This is a genomic window from Pseudomonas syringae group sp. 243L2, assembly GCF_032587875.1.
In the GTDB taxonomy this organism is placed as follows: Bacteria; Pseudomonadota; Gammaproteobacteria; order Pseudomonadales; family Pseudomonadaceae; genus Aquipseudomonas; species Aquipseudomonas amygdali.
On the sequence record NZ_JAWHPL010000003.1, the window covers coordinates 171,736 to 191,297 of the forward strand.

The 19,562-nt window shown below is 59.3% G+C and carries 17 protein-coding genes and 1 riboswitch; of the genes, 6 read left to right on the plus strand and 11 right to left on the minus strand.

Annotated features, from left to right (window positions below; translation table 11 throughout):
* Positions 1 to 14: 14 nt before the first annotated feature.
* The 5 genes from RYB66_RS01935 to RYB66_RS01955 form a co-directional block, all read right to left on the minus strand.
* A complete protein-coding gene (locus tag RYB66_RS01935) occupies positions 15 to 2,744 on the minus strand; it encodes a LuxR C-terminal-related transcriptional regulator (RefSeq protein ID WP_316893615.1) in 2,730 nt (909 codons plus the stop codon).
* A 209-nt stretch (positions 2,745 to 2,953) separates the two neighbouring features.
* Positions 2,954 to 4,318: a DUF1329 domain-containing protein gene (locus RYB66_RS01940; RefSeq protein WP_316893618.1), complete on the minus strand. Its 1,365-nt coding sequence runs from the start codon at positions 4,316 to 4,318 to the stop codon at positions 2,954 to 2,956.
* A 28-nt stretch (positions 4,319 to 4,346) separates the two neighbouring features.
* Positions 4,347 to 6,284 carry a DUF1302 domain-containing protein gene (locus tag RYB66_RS01945; protein ID WP_005778004.1) on the minus strand — a complete coding sequence of 646 codons (1,938 nt, stop codon included), beginning with the start codon at positions 6,282 to 6,284 and terminating at the stop codon, positions 4,347 to 4,349.
* 310 nt (positions 6,285 to 6,594) lie between these two features.
* The gene (locus tag RYB66_RS01950; RefSeq protein WP_316893620.1) at positions 6,595 to 8,277 is read right to left on the minus strand and encodes a fatty acid--CoA ligase; all 1,683 of its coding nucleotides are present in this window, start codon (positions 8,275 to 8,277) and stop codon (positions 6,595 to 6,597) included.
* A 168-nt stretch (positions 8,278 to 8,445) separates the two neighbouring features.
* Entirely contained in the window at positions 8,446 to 9,078 is a 633-nt protein-coding gene (locus tag RYB66_RS01955) for a LysE family translocator (protein ID WP_002552186.1), read from the minus strand.
* Between the two features lie 318 nt (positions 9,079 to 9,396).
* Here RYB66_RS01955 and RYB66_RS01960 point away from each other — a divergent pair, with 318 nt between their 5' ends.
* Entirely contained in the window at positions 9,397 to 10,395 is a 999-nt protein-coding gene (locus RYB66_RS01960; RefSeq protein ID WP_002552185.1) for a class I SAM-dependent methyltransferase, read from the plus strand.
* Positions 10,396 to 10,434: 39 nt separating this feature from the next.
* A riboswitch (yybP-ykoY riboswitch) is annotated at positions 10,435 to 10,628 on the plus strand.
* A 13-nt stretch (positions 10,629 to 10,641) separates the two neighbouring features.
* A complete protein-coding gene (locus tag RYB66_RS01965) occupies positions 10,642 to 11,226 on the plus strand; it encodes a TMEM165/GDT1 family protein (protein WP_002552184.1) in 585 nt (194 codons plus the stop codon).
* 51 nt (positions 11,227 to 11,277) lie between these two features.
* Here the strand turns inward: RYB66_RS01965 and RYB66_RS01970 are convergent, their stop codons facing one another.
* The 4 genes from RYB66_RS01970 to RYB66_RS01985 form a co-directional block, all read right to left on the minus strand.
* On the minus strand, positions 11,278 to 12,096 hold the full coding sequence (locus tag RYB66_RS01970; RefSeq protein ID WP_004663924.1) for a M48 family metallopeptidase: 819 nt from the start codon (positions 12,094 to 12,096) through the stop codon (positions 11,278 to 11,280).
* 182 nt (positions 12,097 to 12,278) lie between these two features.
* Positions 12,279 to 12,908 carry an SOS response-associated peptidase gene (locus RYB66_RS01975; RefSeq protein ID WP_316893622.1) on the minus strand — a complete coding sequence of 210 codons (630 nt, stop codon included), beginning with the start codon at positions 12,906 to 12,908 and terminating at the stop codon, positions 12,279 to 12,281.
* 29 nt (positions 12,909 to 12,937) lie between these two features.
* A complete protein-coding gene (locus RYB66_RS01980) occupies positions 12,938 to 13,198 on the minus strand; it encodes a DUF2007 domain-containing protein (protein ID WP_005777997.1) in 261 nt (86 codons plus the stop codon).
* Positions 13,198 to 13,380 (minus strand): CPXCG motif-containing cysteine-rich protein, encoded by a 183-nt coding sequence (locus RYB66_RS01985; protein WP_002552181.1) that lies wholly within the window; start codon positions 13,378 to 13,380, stop codon positions 13,198 to 13,200. Before RYB66_RS01985 ends, RYB66_RS01980 begins: the two co-directional genes overlap by 1 nt.
* A 106-nt stretch (positions 13,381 to 13,486) precedes the next feature.
* Between RYB66_RS01985 and RYB66_RS01990 the strand changes: the two genes are divergently transcribed.
* Both RYB66_RS01990 and RYB66_RS01995 read left to right on the plus strand, forming a co-directional pair.
* A complete protein-coding gene (locus RYB66_RS01990; protein WP_010192881.1) occupies positions 13,487 to 14,650 on the plus strand; it encodes a 1-acyl-sn-glycerol-3-phosphate acyltransferase in 1,164 nt (387 codons plus the stop codon).
* 280 nt (positions 14,651 to 14,930) lie between these two features.
* On the plus strand, positions 14,931 to 15,137 hold the full coding sequence (locus RYB66_RS01995) for a hypothetical protein (RefSeq protein WP_002552179.1): 207 nt from the start codon (positions 14,931 to 14,933) through the stop codon (positions 15,135 to 15,137).
* A gap of 89 nt (positions 15,138 to 15,226) precedes the next feature.
* On the opposite strand, the gene RYB66_RS02000 is transcribed toward RYB66_RS01995, so the two are convergent.
* Positions 15,227 to 15,808, minus strand: coding sequence for a YajG family lipoprotein (locus RYB66_RS02000; RefSeq protein ID WP_002552178.1), 582 nt, complete (start codon positions 15,806 to 15,808; stop codon positions 15,227 to 15,229).
* Between the two features lie 228 nt (positions 15,809 to 16,036).
* On the opposite strand from RYB66_RS02000, the gene RYB66_RS02005 reads away from it, so the two are divergent.
* Positions 16,037 to 16,270, plus strand: a complete 234-nt coding sequence (locus tag RYB66_RS02005; protein ID WP_004659896.1) for a hypothetical protein — start codon at positions 16,037 to 16,039, stop codon at positions 16,268 to 16,270.
* A 720-nt stretch (positions 16,271 to 16,990) separates the two neighbouring features.
* Complete coding sequence (gene mqo / locus RYB66_RS02010) at positions 16,991 to 18,499, plus strand: malate dehydrogenase (quinone) (RefSeq protein WP_002552176.1); 1,509 nt, start codon at positions 16,991 to 16,993, stop codon at positions 18,497 to 18,499.
* Positions 18,500 to 18,601: 102 nt separating this feature from the next.
* Here the strand turns inward: mqo and RYB66_RS02015 are convergent, their stop codons facing one another.
* A complete protein-coding gene (locus tag RYB66_RS02015) occupies positions 18,602 to 19,498 on the minus strand; it encodes a homocysteine S-methyltransferase family protein (protein ID WP_054083671.1) in 897 nt (298 codons plus the stop codon).
* Positions 19,499 to 19,562 lie beyond the last annotated feature (64 nt).

Genomic DNA, 19,562 nt, shown 5'->3' on the forward strand with positions numbered 1-19,562 from the left:
AGTCGCCCTGCTGGCTAACCCAGCAAGCCCAGTACCTTTGCCCTCGCCACCGCCTGGGTACGCCGCTCGACGCCCAGTTTGCTGTTGATGTGGCTGGCGTGAGTCTTGACGGTGTGCAGGGAAATGAACAGTTGCTCGCTGATCTCCTGGTTGGAACAGCCCTGCGCAATCAGTTGCAGTACGCCCAGCTCACGCACACTCAGGCAGTCGCTGCCATGCGCAGGTTCGAGTGTCGGCGTGCAGGAGGCCGGGAGTTCTTCCAGCAAGGCCTCGCGAACCTTGCAGGACGGCAGTTGCAGCAGTTGCTCATGCAGCCACTGGGAATGCTCGCCCAGCAGCGTTTTGAAGGGAATAAGAGCCCCTCCGGCCGCTGACTGCAGGCTGCGCAGCAGCAGCTCTCGCGCTTCGTCGCGACGCGTCTGGCTCAGCAGCAGACCTATCTGCTGAGTCATCGCGATAAGCCCGAGCAGTGGCGCGCCCACCTCCCGGGCATGCCGCTCCAGCGCCTGCAAACGTTGCTCGCTGGCAACATCATCACCCTGCAGTCGATCCAGCACCGCACGCTGCAATTCGATGTGTTGTGGCAGTTGCGGATGACACTCGGGGGCCGCAGCGCCCGGCTCACCGTTGTAGGCCTGAGTCAGGCGCAACAACCAGGCTTCGGCGAGGTCCATGCGCCCTTGCAGCAACCACAATTCGCATTTCACCAGAGTCACCATCGCCAGATAGTAGATCGGGGGCACATCCCAGATGTGCATCAAACGTTCGACCTCGGCGAGTTCGGCGAAAGCTTCGGCAAACCGACCGGCGCAGCCCTCCATGGTGGCTATCACGCAGTGGCCGATCAGCACACTGATGTCGCGACAGGCGCGCGCTTCGGCCAGCCCGGCCAGCAATAAAACCCGCCCTTGGTCCACTTGCAGGCGCAGGGTCAGCAAATAGCCTTCATACAGCGTCAGGCGCGCGCGAACTGCGTACAAGCGCACGGTGGACAACCCTTTGAGGCGCTGCTGCCCTCGTCGTACCTCATCAAGCGCACGCAGAATTTCGCCTCGAGCCTGCAAGACCCTGGCGCGATCGTAATGCGCCAGCGCTTCGAACAGTGGATTGGCAACCCGCTGTGCCAGCTCAAGCGCATCACGATTCAACACGCGGGCGCGCCACAGATCACCATTGGCAACCGCAAGGTTGGCCAGCGTCGACAGGCAGACAAGCCGTTGGCCATAGCGTTTTTCCGGCAAGGTCAGCAGGGCTTCAGTGCAATAGCGTTCGGTCTTTTCACTGTTTCCACGGCCACGCGCGATGATGCCGCTGAGCGCCAGCCACTGGGCAAGCATGGATTTTTGCGCAGTCGCCGAGGGCGCTGGCAGGAACCGGCTCAATTGATTGGCCAGTTCCTCGGCGGCGTCCAGTTGGCAGGCCAGCCCCAGCGCCCAGGCGTAGAGCACAATCAAGCGTGGCGTGCTGGTCAACAGATCATCCGGCAAGTCCATCTTCCAGCGCAGCAACATGCCGACATTCTGCTCGGCCAGCAATTGCTCTTCAGAGAGGCTCTGCACCAGATTGGCGGCCACATCCAGATGCCCGGCGCGCAATGCCTGTTCCACCGCTTCATCCAGCTGGCCCTGAGTGCTGAACCAGCGACAGGCGTTAAGGTGCAGCCGGGTCGGTTGCGCGCCGCCAGCCTGACGCGCGCGCAACAGATCGGAAAACAGATGATGATAGCGAAACCAGTGGCCCTGCTCGTCCAGCGGCACCAAAAAGACCTGATGCGCCTGTAGATAACGGATCATCTCGACGCTGTCATGACTGTCCCGCGCGGCGTCGCACAGCCCGACGCAAAAACGCTCAAGACACGCAGTGTCATAAAGAAACGCCTGAACATCGGCCGGCAGGCAGTCGATCACCTCTTCAAGCAGGTACTCGCGAATCAGCACCTCACTGCCGCGCAGCGCCTGCGACAAAGCACTTTCATCACCCGCTTCAGACGCTGCCAGCAACCAGAATCGCAACCCGGCCACCCAGCCTTCGCTACGCTGAATCAGGTTTTGCAGCACCTCACTGTCGAGCGAGCTGCTATGGCGGTCCAGCACTGCCATTGATTCCGCGTGCGTCAGGCGCAGATCCTGCTCGTTGATTTCCAGCAACTGGCGCGTCAGACGCAGGCGTGCCAGGTGCCAGTCCGGGCGCTGTCGGCTGGTCACCATGACCACCAGCCCAACCGGCAAATGATTGAGAAAAAACTGCAGGCAGCGGTCAAGCACCGGGCCTTGGGCCAGATGATAATCATCCAGCACCAACAGCAGCGGTTTGCTCAGCATCAGGTGCATGGCCAGTTCGTCGAGCAGACCGTCGAGCCATTCCTCGAACGCGAACGGCTGATGGCGCTGACGCATTTTCAGCAGGCTCATTGCCTGCGTGCCCAGTTGCGGGAAAAACTGCTGCAGGCTGCCCAGCAAACGCTCCAGAAAACGACCCGGGTCGCTGTCCCGCGCGCTCAGCCCCAGCCATACGTTCTGCCATTTGTCCGGCAAGCCCTGACAGAACTCGACGGCCAGCGAACTCTTGCCAAACCCGGCCGGGGCGCATACCAGCAGCAGCCTGCAGCTCAGCCCGTCCTCGAGGCGTTGGCACAGGCGGGAACGAGGGACGTAACCCTCAGGGAGTGGCGGGCGAAAAAATCGCCCCTCCAACGCAGGAATCGCGCTGTCTGCGAACCCTTGCATTCGGGACAGATCAGTCATGGCCGGCTCGTGTGAAAATCGTTGTCGCGGCATAGCGGTGTTCGGAGACTAGCGGGTAAATCGCCTCTTTTGAAAGGTCATCACGGAAAAGACTGTAACAAAATTCCTACAGCTTATAAGACCATGTCCTCTACGTGAAAAAGCCCCATTAAAGGGGCTTTTCAAGCACATGGCCATGACATTGATTTACAGCGTGTATCGGTCAGGTATCAACGAACCCCTTCCTGACGCAGCGCGTTGGGGGTGAAGTCGCTGGTGCCGGCAGTGAAGCCGAACTCATACGCCCTCTTCTCTTCGTTTTTCATGCCCAGTGCCACGTAGCGACCGGATTGCAGGTCGTACAGGGTTTCAATCGCGTACCAAGGCACTTGTTTGTCGTAGTAGTTTTCCGAGTGTGCCTCGGCAACGCGCCACAGCTGGCCACGGCCGTCATAGTGGTCGATAACGGCGGCCTGCCAGGTGTCTTCGTCGATGAAGAAGTCACGTTTGGCGTAGATATGACGCTGACCTTCCTTGAGGGTGGCGGTCACGTGCCAGACGCGACGCAGCTCATAGCGGGTCAGGTCCTGGTTGATATGGCCAGCCTTGATGATGTCAGCGTACTTGAGCGTCGGATCGTCCAGCTTGTGGCTGTTGGAGGCGATGTACATTTCCTGCTTGCCAATCAGTTTCCAGTCATAGCGATCAGGCGCGCCGTTGTACATGTCCAGGTTGTCGGAAGTACGCAGACCATCCGACGCGGTGCCCGGCCCGTCATACGAAACCTGCGGCGCGCGCCTTACACGGCGCTGACCGGCGTTATACAGCCATGCCGAGCGCGGTTCGGCGACCTGATCCAGGGTTTCATGCACCAGCAGCACACCGCCCGCCAGACGTGCTGGGGCGGTCACCTCCTGTTTGAAGTAGAACAGGATGTTGCCCGGGTTTTTCGGATCGAAATCCCTCATCTTGTCGCGAAACACGAATTGATCGGAGAAATACACCAGGCTGTACGAGCCATTGGGCTGCGGCGTGGCCTGGGTAACCAGACGCTTGACGCTGCCGCCCCGGTAACGGGTGATGTGGTTCCAGATAACCTCGACGCCACTGGCCGGGATCGGAAACGGGATGGCCGTATCGAAGTTTTCCAGACCGCTGCCGCCACCGACCAGTTTGGTGGTCGTCGCGTTCTTTTTGATGGCGGCAAACACTTCATCCGGCACGGTGGCACCGCGATGGGTCGGGTAGACCGGAATCCGGTAGCTGTCCGGATAACGTTTGAACATCGCGTACTGGCCCGGCGCGAGTTTGTCCTTGTACTGCTCTACATTGGCCGCGGTGATGGTAAACAACGGCTTTTCGCTGGCATACGGGTTGGCGAGGAACCCTTTGCTGTCTGCCGCTCCGGCATTTTTCGGCAGCGGGCTCCAGGCAGGGATGGTGTTGGCCGCATTGCCGGCCTTTTCAGCGCCCATCGGCGTCAGCGAGGTACCCAGCTTTGCCGCTTCGGAGGCGGAGACCGCCGCCATCACGCTGGTCGCCAGCAACGACATGCCCAGAACCCCGGCTTGCAACAGACTTTTTGTTATTTTCATATTCATCGTCATCCTGAAAACCATGCTCTTAGAAGTTCATGCCAAAGCTGAGCGCCACGAAATCCCGGTCATCAACCGTGGTGTATTTGCCATCAAAGAAGTTGGTATAGGAAAGGTTCGCGGTGTAGGTGTTCTGGTACTCGGCATCGAGCCCCAGGCTGACGGCCTTGCGTCCCTCTTCGAAGTTGCCGCCAGGGCCCGGCGAATAGCCTTTGACGTCGTGCGACCAGGCCACGCTCGGCTTGAGGTTGACCCCGGCAAACACACTGTTGTAATCCCAGATGGCACGGGCGCGGTAGCCCCAGGAGTTGGCCGTGGTAAAGCCGTCGTCTTCGCAATAACGGGTCAGGTTATTCTGCTCGGCACCGGTCAGAGTGCCTGCGTTGAGCGTCGCGCATTGGCCGCCAGGCAGCGGGCCAGGACCGTACACAGGGTCACGGCCGTAGCGAATTTTGGAAGTGCTTTCCAGGCCACCCACGTGGGTCCAGCCCACTTCACCGACCACCGTCAGACGCTCTGCGCCCATGACCTGGTCGAAGAACTGGGTGAACGTGGTTTGCAGTTGAGTGATTTCCTTGCGGCGATAACCGGGCTGATCAGTATTGGGCTGCCCGCTCAGCAGCGAAACGTTGGGGTTGAGCGGCGAAATACCCGAATACAGGATGTCGGTGGTGTTGACCTGAATCGGTGCATTCGGGCGGTAGCTGATCTCGCCGCTCCACGCGGTGCCGGTAGGCAAGGTGGTCGAGAAGCTCAGACCGTACAGACGGATGTCTTCCGGGTATTCGACGTAGTAACTGGAGTTGCCTGCCACGACAACCGGCAGTAGCGTGGGTGCGAGTCGCGTCGCCGTTGCTGCCGGTATACCGTTACGGACCAGCGAGCCCACCAGGCCTTGCGGGCTGAACGAAGCAGCCGAGCCGCCGCGTCCGCTGAAGATCGGCGCACGGCTGTGGTAATTCATCATGTAGGCACCGAACTCGGTATCCAGCGGCTCGAAGTTGTAACGCAAGGCAAAGCCGAACTGGCCACTGTCACGCGCATCGCGGTCAGGCCCACGGCGCACCACAGCGCCCTCATCCGGGTTACCGAACACTACGCCCTGCTGCGACAACGAGTTGAACACCGCGCCGCGTGCGCCTGCTGGCAAACCGGCAGCCGTCAGCGAACTGTTCAGGCCGCTGCGGCTGCGCAATACCGCGAGGTTGTTGTTGCAGCCATCGGCGATCACGTCCGGCTGCGAGAAGAAGGTGCCGCAGTTGTCGACGACAGTCTGGTCCCATTCAAGCTGGTAGAAGCCCTCGGCAGACAGGTTGTCGGTCAGGCTTTGCGACAGGTAGAACATGTTGACCGGGATCAGGCCTTCCTTGATTTCAGAGCCTGGACGCCGAAAGGCCGAGACATCGACTGGGTTGACGCTGTTGATGCCCCCCTGAATGAAAGTGCTTTCACCCCAACTGATAACCTGCTTGCCGAAGCGCACCGCACCCGGCTGATCGGCAATCGAATAGTTGTGGTAGACAAACGCATCCAGCAACTGAAACCCGGACGACTTGGCGCCCTCTTTGCGGCCCGAGTCGCTGATGTCCTTGAACTCGCGGTTTTCATCCTTGAGCTCAAAGTCGTACCAGTATTTGCCACGCAGGAACACGCCGGTATCGCCGTACTTGAGTTCCAGGTCATGGATGCCCTTGAAAATCTTCGAAAACGTCTCCCCACGTTTGAAGTTCAAGTGGCCGTCATCGGAGGTCTGCGACAGACCACGCCCGCCATTGTTGGCACCGATCAGGTTTTTATTGGGGTTTGCAGTCGACCAGCTGGCACCTACCGACAGCGATGAGTCGAAACTGCCTTCGATCTCACCGACGTTGAAGGTCACGCCAAAGGCCGGGCCGGCGAGCGAGGAAGCAAGGCTGACGGCCAGAGGCAGCCTGGCCCGACGCCAGAATGGGGGTGTGCTTGTCATCGACGCTACTCCTTGTGTTTTATTGTTATGGCAGTGGGAAAATCCAAAAACGACTCTGTCTTCGAATCACTACACACAGCCAGCTCCGCTCTTGCTCATTCCCTGTGCTGACTATAGCCAGCACGCCCTGACGCTAGATCCCTCTAAAGTGTGATTTGCAGGACCAACGCCTCTGGCCCGCCCGTTTCCGGAAGGCCGCTAAAAACCTGTGGCAGGGAGAATGGATTAAATTGGAAATTTGGCAAGTCGCAGAACAGGACCTGCGACGCAGACACTTGCCGCGCCCGACGGGCGCGGCAAGCAGACGGTGTCACAGCGTGGAAAGGAACGTGCTGTTGCTGTTCTGCCATTCCACAATGTCCAGACGCATGCGCTTCTTGTCGAGCTTGCCGACGCTGGTCTTGGGAATTTCAGTAACAAGCGCGATCTGGCTGGGAATTGCCCACTTGTTGATGTGACCTTGCTCGACGAACGGTTTGAGATGCTCCTTCAAGCCCTTGGCATCAAGCTGATGGCCGTCGCGAATCACCAGCAAGGCAAAAGGCCGCTCACCCCATTGCGGGTCGGCGATACCGACCACAGCTACTTCGCGCACAGCAGGATGCCGGCTGCACAGGTCTTCAAGCTCCAGCGAGGAAATCCATTCGCCACCGGTCTTGATCACATCCTTGATGCGGTCGCGAATATCGATGAAGCCCATATCGTCCAGCGTTGCCACATCGCCAGTGTGCAGCCAGCCGCCCGCCCACAACTCAGCACCTTTCTCAGGCTCGCGGAAATAGCTTTCGGTCAGCCAGGGCGCACGCAGGACCAGCTCACCCTGGGTTTCGCCATCGGCCGGAAGGAAGTTGCCTTGCTGATCGACGATGGCTGCTTCTACCAGCATGCCAGGCACACCGGCCTTGATGCGGTAGGTAATCTGCTCGTCTTCGCTGCTGGCCTTCAGTTCGTCGTTGATGTGCGCGACAGAAATCAGTGGCCCGGTTTCAGACATGCCATACGCGGCGCTGAGCTGGATGCCTCTGGCCTTGGCAGCCTGATACAGGCTGCGGTTCAGCGAGCTGCCGCCAATGATGATTTTCCAGCCGCCAAAGTCCGCATCCTGAGCAGACTTGGCGTTAAGCAGCATCTGCAGGATGGTCGGCACGCAATGGGAGAAGGTCACTTTCTCCTTGCGCCAAAGCTCTACCAGCAATTCGGGCTCATAGCGGCCGGGATACACCTGTTTCAGGCCCTGCATGGTCGCCACATAGGGAACGCCCCAGGCATGCACATGGAACATCGGTGTGATCGGCATGTAGACGTCATCGTTGCCCAACTGCCGCGGACTTTCGACGCATCCCAGGATGGCCGCCACACCCATGGTGTGCAGTACCAACTGGCGATGGGTGAAATAGACGCCTTTGGGGTTGCCCGTGGTGCCTGTGGTGTAAAACGTGGTCGCGACCGAGTTCTCGTCGAAATCCTCGAAAGCGTAATCGGGGCTGGCTGCCGCCAGCAGGGTCTCGTATTCGCCGACGAGGTTTGGCAGGTCGGCGGTCTTGTCGGGCAGATCCGTCAGCAGCAGGGTCTTTTCAACGGTGGTCAAATGTCCGGACATGGCATGATACAGGCCCGTGAAGTCGCTGTTTATCAATACGAGCCGGTCATCGGCATGATTGATGGTGTAGGCGATCTGCTCGGGCGATAGCCGCACGTTGACGGTGTGGATCACTGCACCAATCATCGGGATCGCGAACATGCATTCCAGATAGCGATGGCTGTCCCAGTCCATGACCGCCACGGTGTCGCCAGCTTTCACGCCTGCCGCCGTGAGAACGTTGGCCAGGCGGCAGATGCGCTCGTTGAGGGTCGGGTAGGTATAGCGAACGGAGTCGCGGTAAATAATTTCACGCGTCTTTTCATAACGACTGCCGGACGACAGCAGGCGCTTGATCAACAGAGGGTACTGGTAAGCGCCATCGGCGGGCGCAAGAACGCGAGTCTGTAACATATGAGTCCCTCTTCAAAGTCCACAGGCGGAGCTCGAAATATGGACTCTAGAGCCCCCGCCTGCCAGTGAAATCAGTAAAAGGGATGATTTTTCGAAGCGCCTCTCGCTGTCTGCAAGAGGCACTCATACTCGGTATACGCTCGGTAAAAGCGTTGTTGAATGCAGGCTTCAGTGCACTTCAGTGAACGCCAGTTTGATACCCAGCGCGACCAGCACTCCGCCCATGGCCCGATCAAACCAGTGGCCCATGCGCGCAAAACCCGCGCGTACCCGCGCCTGGCTGAACAGCCGCGCCACCAGGCAGAACCACGCGGCCGTCGCCACTGCGAGGTAGACCCCATAGCCGCCCTGCACCAGCAGCGGCGTGTGCGGATTAATCACTACGGTGAACAGCGAGAGGAAAAACAGCGTTGCCTTGGGGTTAAGGCCGTTGGTGACGAAACCGCTGATGTAGGCACTCTTTGCTGTGCGCTCGCCCGGGATTGCCTTGATAGCGGCATCGCCCGTCGCAGCCGCCGGCCTGGCGCGCAGGGCCTTGATACCAATGTACAGCAGGTATGCAGCTGCCGCCCATTTCAGCGCGTTGAACAGCACGATGGACTGGGAAACGATAATCCCGATACCCAGCAGCGAATAGCCCACATGAAGAAAGATGGCCGAGCCGACGCCAAGCGCTGACCAGGTACCGGCCTTACGACCATGCGTGACGCTTTCACGCACCACCACCGCGAAGTCCGGACCGGGGCTGGCGACGGCCAGCAGGTGGATCAGCGCAACGGTAAGAAATTCTGCCCAATACATGTGGGACCTCCTGGAGGATTGACGTCAGACCCGGCAGATTACGCTGTCTGATGTCTGCGCAACAGTTACTGGCAACGATCACCTCAACTATCGTGCGGCGCTCCGCGTCGCATGCCGTTCCGGACGCTCCGCGTCCTCTTGACGACGCAGAGCGTCGAGACCTGCATTCCCACGCTGGAGCGTGCGGAACGATCATCTCAACTGTCGTACGATCATCTCGAATATCGTGCGACGCTCCGCGTCGCATGCCGTTCCGGACGCTCCGCGTCCTCCTGACCCATATCCTGTTAGACTGCGCGCTTTTTCAGGAGCCATTCCATGGACCCGCGCAGTGAAGTGTTACTCCGTCAGGCCGAGCTGTTTCAGGGCTCGCTGTTGCTGGTCGGGCTGCCCGCCGATGACCTGCTCGGAAAACTGCCGGACGCGCGTGGATGGTGCTGGCATGCCGGTGATCAGGCCGCGCTGGATGCGCGGTTCGAGGGCCGTGTGGATTTCGGCGTTGAAGCGCCAGAGGCCGCCTTCGAAGCCGCCGTGCTGTTCCTGCCCAAAGCCCGCGACCTGACCGATTACCTGCTCAACGCCCTGGCCTCACGCCTGGCCGGGCGCGAGTTGTTTCTGGTCGGCGAGAAACGTGGCGGTATCGAAGCGGCTGCAAAGCAACTGAGCCCCTTCGGCCGCGCGCGCAAGCTCGACAGTGCCCGCCACTGCCAGCTCTGGCAGGTCACTGTCGAGAACGCACCACAAGCCGTTACGCTGGAAAGCCTCGCCAGGCCCTACCAGATCGACCTGCAGGACGGCCCGCTCACAGTCGTCAGCCTGCCCGGCGTTTTCAGCCATGGCCGACTTGATCGTGGTTCGGCGCTTTTGCTGGAAAACATCGACAAGCTGCCGAGCGGCAACCTGCTCGACTTCGGCTGTGGTGCCGGCGTACTCGGTGCAGCCGTCAAGCGTCGCTACCCGCACAACGACGTCATCATGCTGGACGTGGATGCGTTCGCAACCGCAAGTTCGCGCCTGACCCTCGCCGCCAATGGCCTGCAAGCCCAGGTGCTGACCGGTGACGGAATCGACGCAGCGCCAATGGGTTTGAACACGATTCTCAGCAACCCGCCGTTCCATGTGGGGGTTCATACCGACTACATGGCAACGGAAAACCTGCTGAGAAAAGCACGCCAACATCTTAAATCAGGCGGTGAACTACGCCTTGTCGCGAATAACTTTCTGCGTTATCAGCCACTGATCGAAGAGCACGTCGGGCAATGTGAAGTCAGGGCTCAGGGCAGCGGTTTTAAAATCTACAGCGCCAAACGCTCCTGAAATAAGCACTTGCCGAAACGTTTTTGCGGAGGCAGAATCCGCTCCGTCCTAGGGGAGTAGTCTCCCACGAGCGCCATGCTCGTCCGGCACGTATCAACATACTTGGTCCTCAGACCATGGTACGTGCGACCCGGAATCCGCTCAGACGGATCGGTGGTTTGACAAGACCTATGACACGAACACCTTACCCGGGGCGGGGAGGTCGTACGTGTCATAGCCGTGTCGACCCGCCCCTTAGGAAACCTGATGCTGGAATCATTCTTAATCCCTACCGCTGTGGTTGCGCTCGCCGAAATCGGTGACAAGACGCAATTGCTCGCACTCATTCTCGCCGCACGCTTTCGCAAACCCTGGCCGATCATTGCGGGCATTGTCGCCGCAACGCTGGCCAACCACGCGGCAGCAGGCGCTGTAGGTGCATGGTTCAGCAGCTTCCTGTCAGACGCAGTGCTGCACTGGATCCTCGCGGCCAGCTTTACGGCGACGGCGCTGTGGACACTGGTTCCAGACAAGATGGACGATGACGAAGCCAGCACGGCACGTAAATTCGGCCCGTTCATGACTACGTTGATCACCTTCTTCATCGCCGAAATCGGTGACAAGACGCAGATCGCCACAGTCATGCTGGCAGCGCAGTATTCCTACCTGTGGCTGGTGATTCTCGGCACCACGGTGGGCATGCTGCTGGCCAACGTGCCGGTGGTGCTGGCGGGCAATTTTGCCGCCGAGAAATTGCCATTGACCCTGATTCGCCGCCTGGCTGCATGTGCGTTTTTCGTGCTGGCTCTGGTGGCGGTGTACAAGGCAATGCAGGTCAGCGGCTGGGTGTGATGCATTCCCGTGGCGTAGCAAGACGCGCAACGCCACGGGTGTTTCAGCCGATCAGGATTTGGGGGCTGCCTGATACAGCGGCATCACTTTGGGAATCGCGGCCTGCAGCGAAGCAATGCGACTCTGCGATGCCGGGTGAGTACTCATGAACTCTGGCTGCGAACCCCCGGAGTTCTGAGTCATTTTCTGCCACAGGGTAATGGCCGCATTCGGGTTGTAACCCGCACGCGCAGCCAGCTCCAGGCCAATCAGGTCGGCTTCGTTTTCGTTACTGCGGCTATTGGGCAGTGTCAGGCTGTAATTGACCACAGTGTCGGCCAACGCCAGGCTGTCTTGCCCAAGCCCCAGAAAGGCACCCGCCCCCTGCTTGGCCATCGCCACACCGTAAGCCTTGGACATCGCCTCACGCCCGTGCTCACGCAAGGCATGTGCGATCTCGTGTCCCATGACCGCAGCGATTTCATCGTCGCTCAGCTTGAGGGTGTCGATCAGACCGGTGTAAACGAAGATCTTGCCGCCCGGACCACAGTTGGCGTTCAGTTCGTCACTTTTGATCAGATTGACTTCCCACTGCCATTGAGCCGAATCAGGACGCAGTTTCGGGGCCTGGGCGATCAGCCGATCAGCGATTGCGTGAACACGTTTGGCGTTGGCGCTGGTGGTATCCAGCACACCTTTGCTGGTCGCTTCGCCGACGGTCTGCTGATAGGACTGGGCGTACATTTTGTTGACTTCATCGGTGGAGAGCATGCTGAACATGTACTGCTTGCGCTCCACACCAACCGAGTCACCACTGGTGGTATTGACTGCCTGACACCCGCCGAGCAGCAACGCAGCGCTCAAGGCACAGAGGGCAAATGACTGACGCATGGTGAATCTCCTTGTTTGTGAAACGGCCATTGCGGGGCAGATCTCTGCGCCAGATACCGGCCAACTGGCATCTTGGTCTTTGAGAGAGGTGGATGGTTCCCGCAGGTATGTCCAGTTTGTATCAGATGCGCTTCAAGGCGGATATCGGATTTGTCTGATTCATCGGTCTTATCCCTGCCCGTCTAACTCAATGGCGTCAGACATTCAGGTGCATTGAGCTTCGGATCGTTGACCAGATTGGCCAGTGGTCGCTCTCGCAATGCGGTCTGCGGGGCTGCCAGCAACGCTTGCAGGGTCGGCAGCGGTGTGTCGGCAGCCAGCCAGGCTTTCTGGCCGCTGGCATCCAGAATCAGCGGGCGACGCTGAGTCGCAGCCGCCTGCGTGACCACCGCCACGCTCAGGTACGTATGCCCTTGCACCGGATAGGCCTCCCAGATGGCGGCGAAAAACAGCGCGGCGCCCTCCCCCGGCGTCAGCCAGAACGGACGCTTGCGCAGCGTGCCGCGCCACTCGTAAAAGCCGTTGGCGGGCAGCAGGCAGCGGCGATGGTTAAAGGCGTCACGAAACATGGGTTGCTCGGCCACGGTTTCGGCGCGTGCATGGGCAGGTGTTTTCGACAGATCGGTGAGCCAGGCCGGGGTCAAACCCCAGCGCGCACGCACCAGTTCGATACCGCCCTCGTTTTCGGCGGCACGCATGATCAACACCCAGTCGGCTGGCGAAATGTTCCATTGCGCCTGCTGATCGGCGGGAAAACCGGGCAAGGCGGCAAAGGCAGGGGTCCAGCGAAACAGGGCGAAGCGTCCACACATGGGGGCTAATCAGACTCTATTGAAGGTGCTCAGCACACCAGTACATCGGGGAAGTCGTCCGGCTCATCGCCAGACAAGGGCGAAGCGCTATTGTACGCAGTGATCAGCTCGCGTGCCTGTTCGACCTGTGCGTCGTCGACCTTGAGCGCCAGAAGCCCCAGCCCCGGCAGCTCGCCCATCGCACCGAGCAGGTCGCGACCGGCCAGATGCGCCTCGATGCCTTCGCTGGCGAGCATCGCCAGCAGCAACTCGGCCTCCATGAGGTTCTCGGGCTCGTAGATCTTTCGCATCACTCGTTCTCGCTGCGAACATCCAGGTTCCAGTCTTCGCCGTCGGTCTGCAGATCGAAAATGATCGGGCGGCAACAGACCGGACAGTCTTCAATGTACTGTTGATCGCCACCGGACAGGTCCAGTACGGCCTCGACAGGTTCGCCGCAATAAGGGCAGTCGTAACTCTGTAATTCCTGCATCACGGTCTCCGGGATCAGTTATGCGTATAATTGCCCCATTCTTCAGAAGGCTGTTTTAACAAGTACGTCTTCTTTTTACCCTATCCGATTCCAACAAGAGAGCATGATGGGCGAATTTGATGCCATCCGACCGTACAACGATGCAGAAGTCCCCGCCGTCTTGGCACGCCTGCTGAGCGACAAAGCCTTTCTCGCAATTCTGACCCGATTCCGTTTTCCCCGCCTGGCGGGCGCATTCGGCTGGCTGCTGCAGCCGACCCTGGCGCGCAAGCTGCGTCGCGAGTTTGCCGGTATCGACTCGGTCGCCACGCTGCAGGACAAAGTCGAATATTACGTCGACCACACCATCGAGCGCGCTACGGACGGAGTCACCTACACCGGCGTCGAGCAGCTCAAGTCCGGTTGTGCCTATCTGTTTCTGGCCAACCACCGCGATATCGTCATGGACCCGGCGTTCGTCAACTATGCCGTGTACCACGCAGGCCTGCCAACTCCGCGCATTGCCATTGGCGACAACCTGCTGCAGAAGCCGTTTGTCAGCGATCTGATGCGCCTGAACAAGAGCTTCATCGTGCACCGTTCGATTATAGGGCGGCGCGAGAAAATGGCGGCTTACCAATTGCTGTCGGCGTATATCAACCACTCGATCACCAAGGATTGCCAGTCCATCTGGATCGCCCAGGCCGAAGGCCGCGCGAAGGATGGTGACGACCGCACCGAGTCGGCGATCCTCAAGATGTTTCACATGAGCCGCAAGGATGAACCGTTTGGCGACGTGATTCGCTCTCTGAACCTGATCCCGGTTTCGATCAGCTATGAGTACGATCCGTGCGACAGCGCCAAAGCGCGCGAGCTGTACATTCGTGCGACCACCGGCTCATACACCAAGACGCCGGGCGAAGACGACGTGAGCATTGCATTGGGCATCACTGGCTATAAAGGTCGCGTGCATGTGAACTTCGCGCCGCCGATCACCGAGCACTTCGAGGACACCAAGCAACTGGCTATCGAAATGGACCGGCAGATTCTAGGCGGCTATCGTCTGTTCCCGGTGCATTACCTGGCGTACGCGCAATGGAGCGACGCCGACCCGAGCCTCGACGTACCGCCAGCGTCCGCAGTGTTTGCGGCCGACGAACTCGAACGCGCCAAAGATGAATGGGAAGGTCGCTTGGCAGGCGTGCCGACCGAGCATCGCCCTTACCTGATTCAGCAGTACGCGACACCGGTACGCAACCAATATCGGGTCAAGGCCGGGTTGGCGCTTTAAGAACCGGAACGTCTATCGTGCCCATGCTCCGCGTGGGTACGCCGTTCTGGACGCTCGTCAGCGCGCCGTGACGCAGAGCGTCACCCAAGGCATTCCTACGCTGGAGCGTGAGGAACGATAGATGTACGGGAGAGCACGTATCATGTCCGTGCTTCGCATATTCATGCAGCCCCCGAAACATCCCGCATGACAATTCGCTGCCGCTGTCACCCAAGCGTAACGTGACACCCTCATTGTGTGGCTCCTCGAGAAACGGACTTCCCTCTTTTTGGAGCTTGTCATGCTGCACGCAAAAAATCAGGATCGCCTTTACCTCATCGCCCAGAGCGATGAACAGCAGGAGTTGATCGACGGTCTGGCCTTCAACGTTCAGGACCGCCACTGGCTGGTCTATTGTGCACTGGGCGGGCACGTTCATCATGACCTGCCGGATATGGATCAGAACACCGGTTTCAGTTTTCTGGATTTTTATCAGCAGGCAGCTTGAGCCTGACCACGGCCTCACGGCCTATACCGAATAAAGCAAAAAGCCCGGCCCCTTCAACAAGGGCCGGGCTTTTTGTCTAGCGCTGAAGCTTACTGCGCCAGGGTCGAACCGATGGTCGGGTCCTGGAAGACGCGGGTCAGTGCATCGCTCAACACGTCACTCACCAGCTTGGTGTTGGTTTCCTGGTTCGGAGCCATGCCGAAACGCTGATCCAGCGATGCTGCGTAACGGCCACTGTAGCTGCGACCGTTATTACGTACGTCAGCGCGGAATGTCGAGCTGATGGTGGCTTCAGTCACGTACAGACCTTCTTTGGGCGACTGGTACTTCAAGTCTGCCAGGGTCACGGTCAACTGCGGAGCGTTGCCACCCTGAGTCGGCGTAAAGCCCAACAGGCGTACTGCCGCCTCGGCCTGCGCTTGGAGCTTGGGAACGATATCCGCACCGTTGACGCTGATGGCACTGGTTTCCGGGTACATGCCGCCACGCGTGCCCAGCGTCGGGCCAGGACGGCCGTCGACTACGCGCACCACTACAGGCTGACCACGTCCTACGGCCGCAAGCTGTGCGTTGAGCTTGGGAGTGGGGCTGAGTTGTTGCGGACTGTGGGCACAGCCCACCAGGGTCAAACTGCTTACAGCAAGCAAACCGAACAAAATGCGACGCAGCATGCTCATTTCTCCATGGGCCAGACACTGAATGTGCCGCAGTATAGCGGCCAGCAACAGCCGCTAACCAGAGGGCGCTGACCGTTAAGCCTCGGACATTCGGCACGTCTCGGGGTTCAGGCAGCAGCTCAGGCAATCATTCGTGCAGCGCAATGTAATCAGGGCGTCACATCCAGTCGGCAGACTCGCCCTCATCGCACAGACGCTCATCCACGTCACAGGAGCTGCGCCATGAATCTGTTCCGGTCTTTGTTCACCACACGCCACCAGCATCGCCATTACGCACGCATTGATCAGACGGGCATCTGCCGCGCATTCAAGCATTGTGCGCAACGCCCGTCTGGCGTCGAATGGGTGGAAGTGAACGAGCAACGACTTGCCTGGCTGAACCAGCCACTGCCCGCCAGCGCCCGAGTGGCGCAGCGTAGCGCGCGTTCAACGCGCGGCCAGTTGCTCACCGCCTGACCCGACAGCGAATAAAAGTCATTTAAAGCGATCAATTCCTGCCATTTCATCGCTATAATCTCCCCCCGATTATAAGGACGTCTCCTGATCGGGCCTCGCAGCATTGCTAATCGCCGTATTAGCGCCTTCGTACTGCCCACAGAGAGCCGCCCACACAGGTCATGTGCGCACGAGTGTGCTCGATGAAAGGTGAAGAATGCTCGAATCGATCGAACCTTTCTCGCCCGCCAGCGCCTCACTCTTGGTGCCCCTGACCTGCCAGCGCTGTCATCGCAGCCATTTTGAGGTTTGGTTCACGTTCCCAAAAGGACGTGAAAAACGGGTTTCACTACTTCACAAGAGTGTGGCGAGCAAATGAATAGGTACGCGTTTGTAAATGCACCATCAGCCTCTGAACCGGCTCTCTTGAACAGGACTGACCGCGACTGCGCCTCCATGACCGGAGCCTGACGCCATCGACAGGAGCCCATCGGGCGATGGGCTCCCTGACGATGGTCGAATGGCCTTGTGGGCCTGGAAATGCGTTCATGAAACATTGATGAACCATGACCGGGCCTGACCGGGACCTGCGCTTTAGATGCGGAAAATTGCGAAGAATCGGTCAGGCGATCCTGGCCAGGAAAGCGAGGGCACCCTTTTGATCCAGACCCCGAACACCTGGCAACCAGCCTCAGGATCGTATGCCGTCAATTTGGTGCTGCAGATTTTGGAGACGCGTTAATGGCGCATAACGAAGCAGTCGACGTAGTACTGGTCGGAGCGGGCATCATGAGTGCCACTCTGGCGGTATTGCTCAAGGAGCTCGACCCCGGCCTCAAGCTGGAAGTCGTTGAGCTGATGGACTCCGGTGCTGCGGAGAGTTCCAACCCGTGGAACAACGCCGGTACCGGCCACGCTGGTCTGTGCGAGCTGAACTACACGCCGCCTGCGGCTGATGGCTCCATCGACATCAAGAAAGCGGTGCACATCAACACCCAGTTCGAAGTCTCGAAACAGTTCTGGGCTTACCTGGCGCGCAAAGGCACCTTCGGTTCAGCCCGTTCCTTCATCAATCCGGTCCCGCACCTGAGCTTTGTGCAAGGCGAAAACGGCATCTCGTTCCTCAAGACCCGTTTTGAAGCCATGAGCAAGCATCACGCCTTCTCGTCGATGGAATACACCGAAGACAAGGCAAAGCTGGCCGAGTGGATGCCGCTGATGATGCCTGGGCGGCCTGCTGATGAAAGAATTGCCGCAACACGCATGATGAACGGCACCGACGTCAATTTTGGCGCACTGACCAATCAACTGCTCAGCCATCTGTCCAGCGCTCCGGGCACGCAGATCAAGTACCGCAGCCGGGTCACCAACCTGACCCGCAACGGCGCAGGCTGGACAGTGAGCGTCAAGGACGTGAATGGCGGCGGCACACGTGAGATAGATGCCAAATTCGTATTCCTCGGTGCAGGTGGCGCAGCATTGCCGCTGCTGCAACTGTCGGGCATCGAAGAGAGCAAGGGTTTTGGTGGCTTCCCGGTGAGCGGCCAGTGGCTGCGTTGCGACAACCCGGAAGTGGTCAAACACCATCAGGCCAAGGTCTATAGCCAGGCAGCCGTGGGTTCGCCGCCCATGTCGGTGCCGCACCTGGACACCCGCGTCGTCGACGGTAAGAAGTCCCTGCTGTTCGGACCGTATGCCGGCTTCACCACCAAGTTCCTCAAGCACGGTTCGTTTCTCGACCTGCCGTTATCGGTACGCGTCGCCAACATCAAACCGATGCTGGCAGTGGCCCGTGACAACATGGACCTGACCAAGTACCTGGTCAGCGAAGTGATGCAATCGATGGAGCAACGCCTGGAATCGCTGCGCCGCTTCTATCCGGAAGCGAAAGCCGAAGACTGGCGTCTCGAAATTGCCGGCCAGCGGGTGCAGATCATCAAGAAAGATGCAAAAAAAGGCGGCGTGCTGCAATTCGGTACCGAGCTGGTGTCCGCAAAGGACGGCTCACTGGCCGCCCTGCTGGGTGCTTCGCCGGGGGCTTCTGTCACCGTGTCGATCATGCTGGAACTGCTGGAACGCTGCTTCCCGGAGAAAACCCGCACCGAGTGGGCTGCCAAACTCGACGAGATTTTCCCGGCTCGGGAAAAGATCCTCGAAACCGACGCGCAGTTGTATAACCGCGTCAGCGCCCAGAATGACGAGGCGCTGGAGCTGGTCGAGAAAAGCAGTCAGGAACAGAGTTTCGCCTGAGCTGATTGCGGTGGCATGAAAGCCCTGCGCATCTGACACGCTGTATAAACAAAAAGCCCCGTGGCTCTGCCGAGTCACGGGGCTTTTTGTTGCGAATGTCAGTCAGAGGCTTTTGGACAATACAGCGATGTGCTCCGGACCAATTCCGCAGCAGCCGCCGATGTGTGTGGCACCGCGCGTTACCCAATCTGCCGCCCACTGTTGATAACCCTGCGGGTCAAGGTCTTCGCGCAGCTCATCCAGACCGTCGTTGGCCTTGGCGTCCTTGGGTTGCGGCGGGAAAGCGTTGGCGTAGGCACCAATGGCAATGTCGACGTTCAGGGCTTTGAACACCTCACGCGCCGCATCGATTGCACCGCCGATCACCTCTGGCTGGCTGCAATTGAACAGCAGCGTCGCCACGCCCATCCCGGCGGCAGCCTTTGCCGCGTCGGCAACGGGCTCGCCTGAACGCAAACGCGGCACCTCATCGGTGTCTTCATCCTGAAGGGTAAACGACAACCAGAACGGTTTGCCGTCATTAGGCAGCCCGGCGCGGATGGTTTGCGCTTCAAGAATGCAGCTTTGCGTCTCGGCCAGCCACAGATCGACATACGGCGACAAGCCGGCCACCAGCGGCCTCAGGACATCGGCGGCCAGCTCCGGCTTGTACAGGTCAGGGCGATAGGAGCCGAACAATGGAGGAATGGAACCTGCCACCTGTGCACGTCCGCCAGAAGCGTCGGCCGACTCACGCGCCAGTTGCCCGGCCAGCGCAGCCAATGCCTGACCTTCACGGGCAAAGCGCTCTTCACCAATATGGAAAGGCACGACGGCATAGCTGTTACTGGTGATGACCTGAGCACCACTTTCGATGTAAGCGGCGTGTACCGCACTGACGGCCTCAGGTGCCTCGCTCAATGCCAGAGCCGACCATTCAGGCTGGCGAAACGGGGCACCGCGACGCTGCAGTTCACGGCCCATGCCGCCATCAAGAATTACAGTTGTGCCTTGCGTCATATGTGATCTGCTTATATGTATATGAAAAAAACTCATTATGAGTCAGTCTTGTATAACGTATTTA

Bases quoted from the DNA above. Each gene is read 5' to 3' on its own strand.
- RYB66_RS01945 (WP_005778004.1), bottom strand. From the start codon at position 6,284: ATGACAAGCACACCCCCATTCTGGCGTCGGGCCAGGCTGCCTCTGGCC.
- RYB66_RS01955 (WP_002552186.1), bottom strand. From the start codon at position 9,078: ATGTATTGGGCAGAATTTCTTACCGTTGCGCTGATCCACCTGCTGGCC.
- RYB66_RS01985 (WP_002552181.1), bottom strand. From the start codon at position 13,380: ATGCAGGAATTACAGAGTTACGACTGCCCTTATTGCGGCGAACCTGTC.
- RYB66_RS01980 (WP_005777997.1), bottom strand. From the start codon at position 13,198: ATGCGAAAGATCTACGAGCCCGAGAACCTCATGGAGGCCGAGTTGCTG.
- RYB66_RS02000 (WP_002552178.1), bottom strand. From the start codon at position 15,808: ATGCTGCGTCGCATTTTGTTCGGTTTGCTTGCTGTAAGCAGTTTGACC.
- RYB66_RS01940 (WP_316893618.1), bottom strand. From the start codon at position 4,318: ATGAAAATAACAAAAAGTCTGTTGCAAGCCGGGGTTCTGGGCATGTCG.
- RYB66_RS01935 (WP_316893615.1), bottom strand. From the start codon at position 2,744: ATGACTGATCTGTCCCGAATGCAAGGGTTCGCAGACAGCGCGATTCCT.
- mqo (WP_002552176.1), top strand. From the start codon at position 16,991: ATGGCGCATAACGAAGCAGTCGACGTAGTACTGGTCGGAGCGGGCATC.
- RYB66_RS01950 (WP_316893620.1), bottom strand. From the start codon at position 8,277: ATGTTACAGACTCGCGTTCTTGCGCCCGCCGATGGCGCTTACCAGTAC.
- RYB66_RS01960 (WP_002552185.1), top strand. From the start codon at position 9,397: ATGGACCCGCGCAGTGAAGTGTTACTCCGTCAGGCCGAGCTGTTTCAG.
- RYB66_RS01965 (WP_002552184.1), top strand. From the start codon at position 10,642: ATGCTGGAATCATTCTTAATCCCTACCGCTGTGGTTGCGCTCGCCGAA.
- RYB66_RS01990 (WP_010192881.1), top strand. From the start codon at position 13,487: ATGGGCGAATTTGATGCCATCCGACCGTACAACGATGCAGAAGTCCCC.
- RYB66_RS02005 (WP_004659896.1), top strand. From the start codon at position 16,037: ATGAATCTGTTCCGGTCTTTGTTCACCACACGCCACCAGCATCGCCAT.
- RYB66_RS01970 (WP_004663924.1), bottom strand. From the start codon at position 12,096: ATGCGTCAGTCATTTGCCCTCTGTGCCTTGAGCGCTGCGTTGCTGCTC.
- RYB66_RS01975 (WP_316893622.1), bottom strand. From the start codon at position 12,908: ATGTGTGGACGCTTCGCCCTGTTTCGCTGGACCCCTGCCTTTGCCGCC.
- RYB66_RS01995 (WP_002552179.1), top strand. From the start codon at position 14,931: ATGCTGCACGCAAAAAATCAGGATCGCCTTTACCTCATCGCCCAGAGC.
- RYB66_RS02015 (WP_054083671.1), bottom strand. From the start codon at position 19,498: ATGACGCAAGGCACAACTGTAATTCTTGATGGCGGCATGGGCCGTGAA.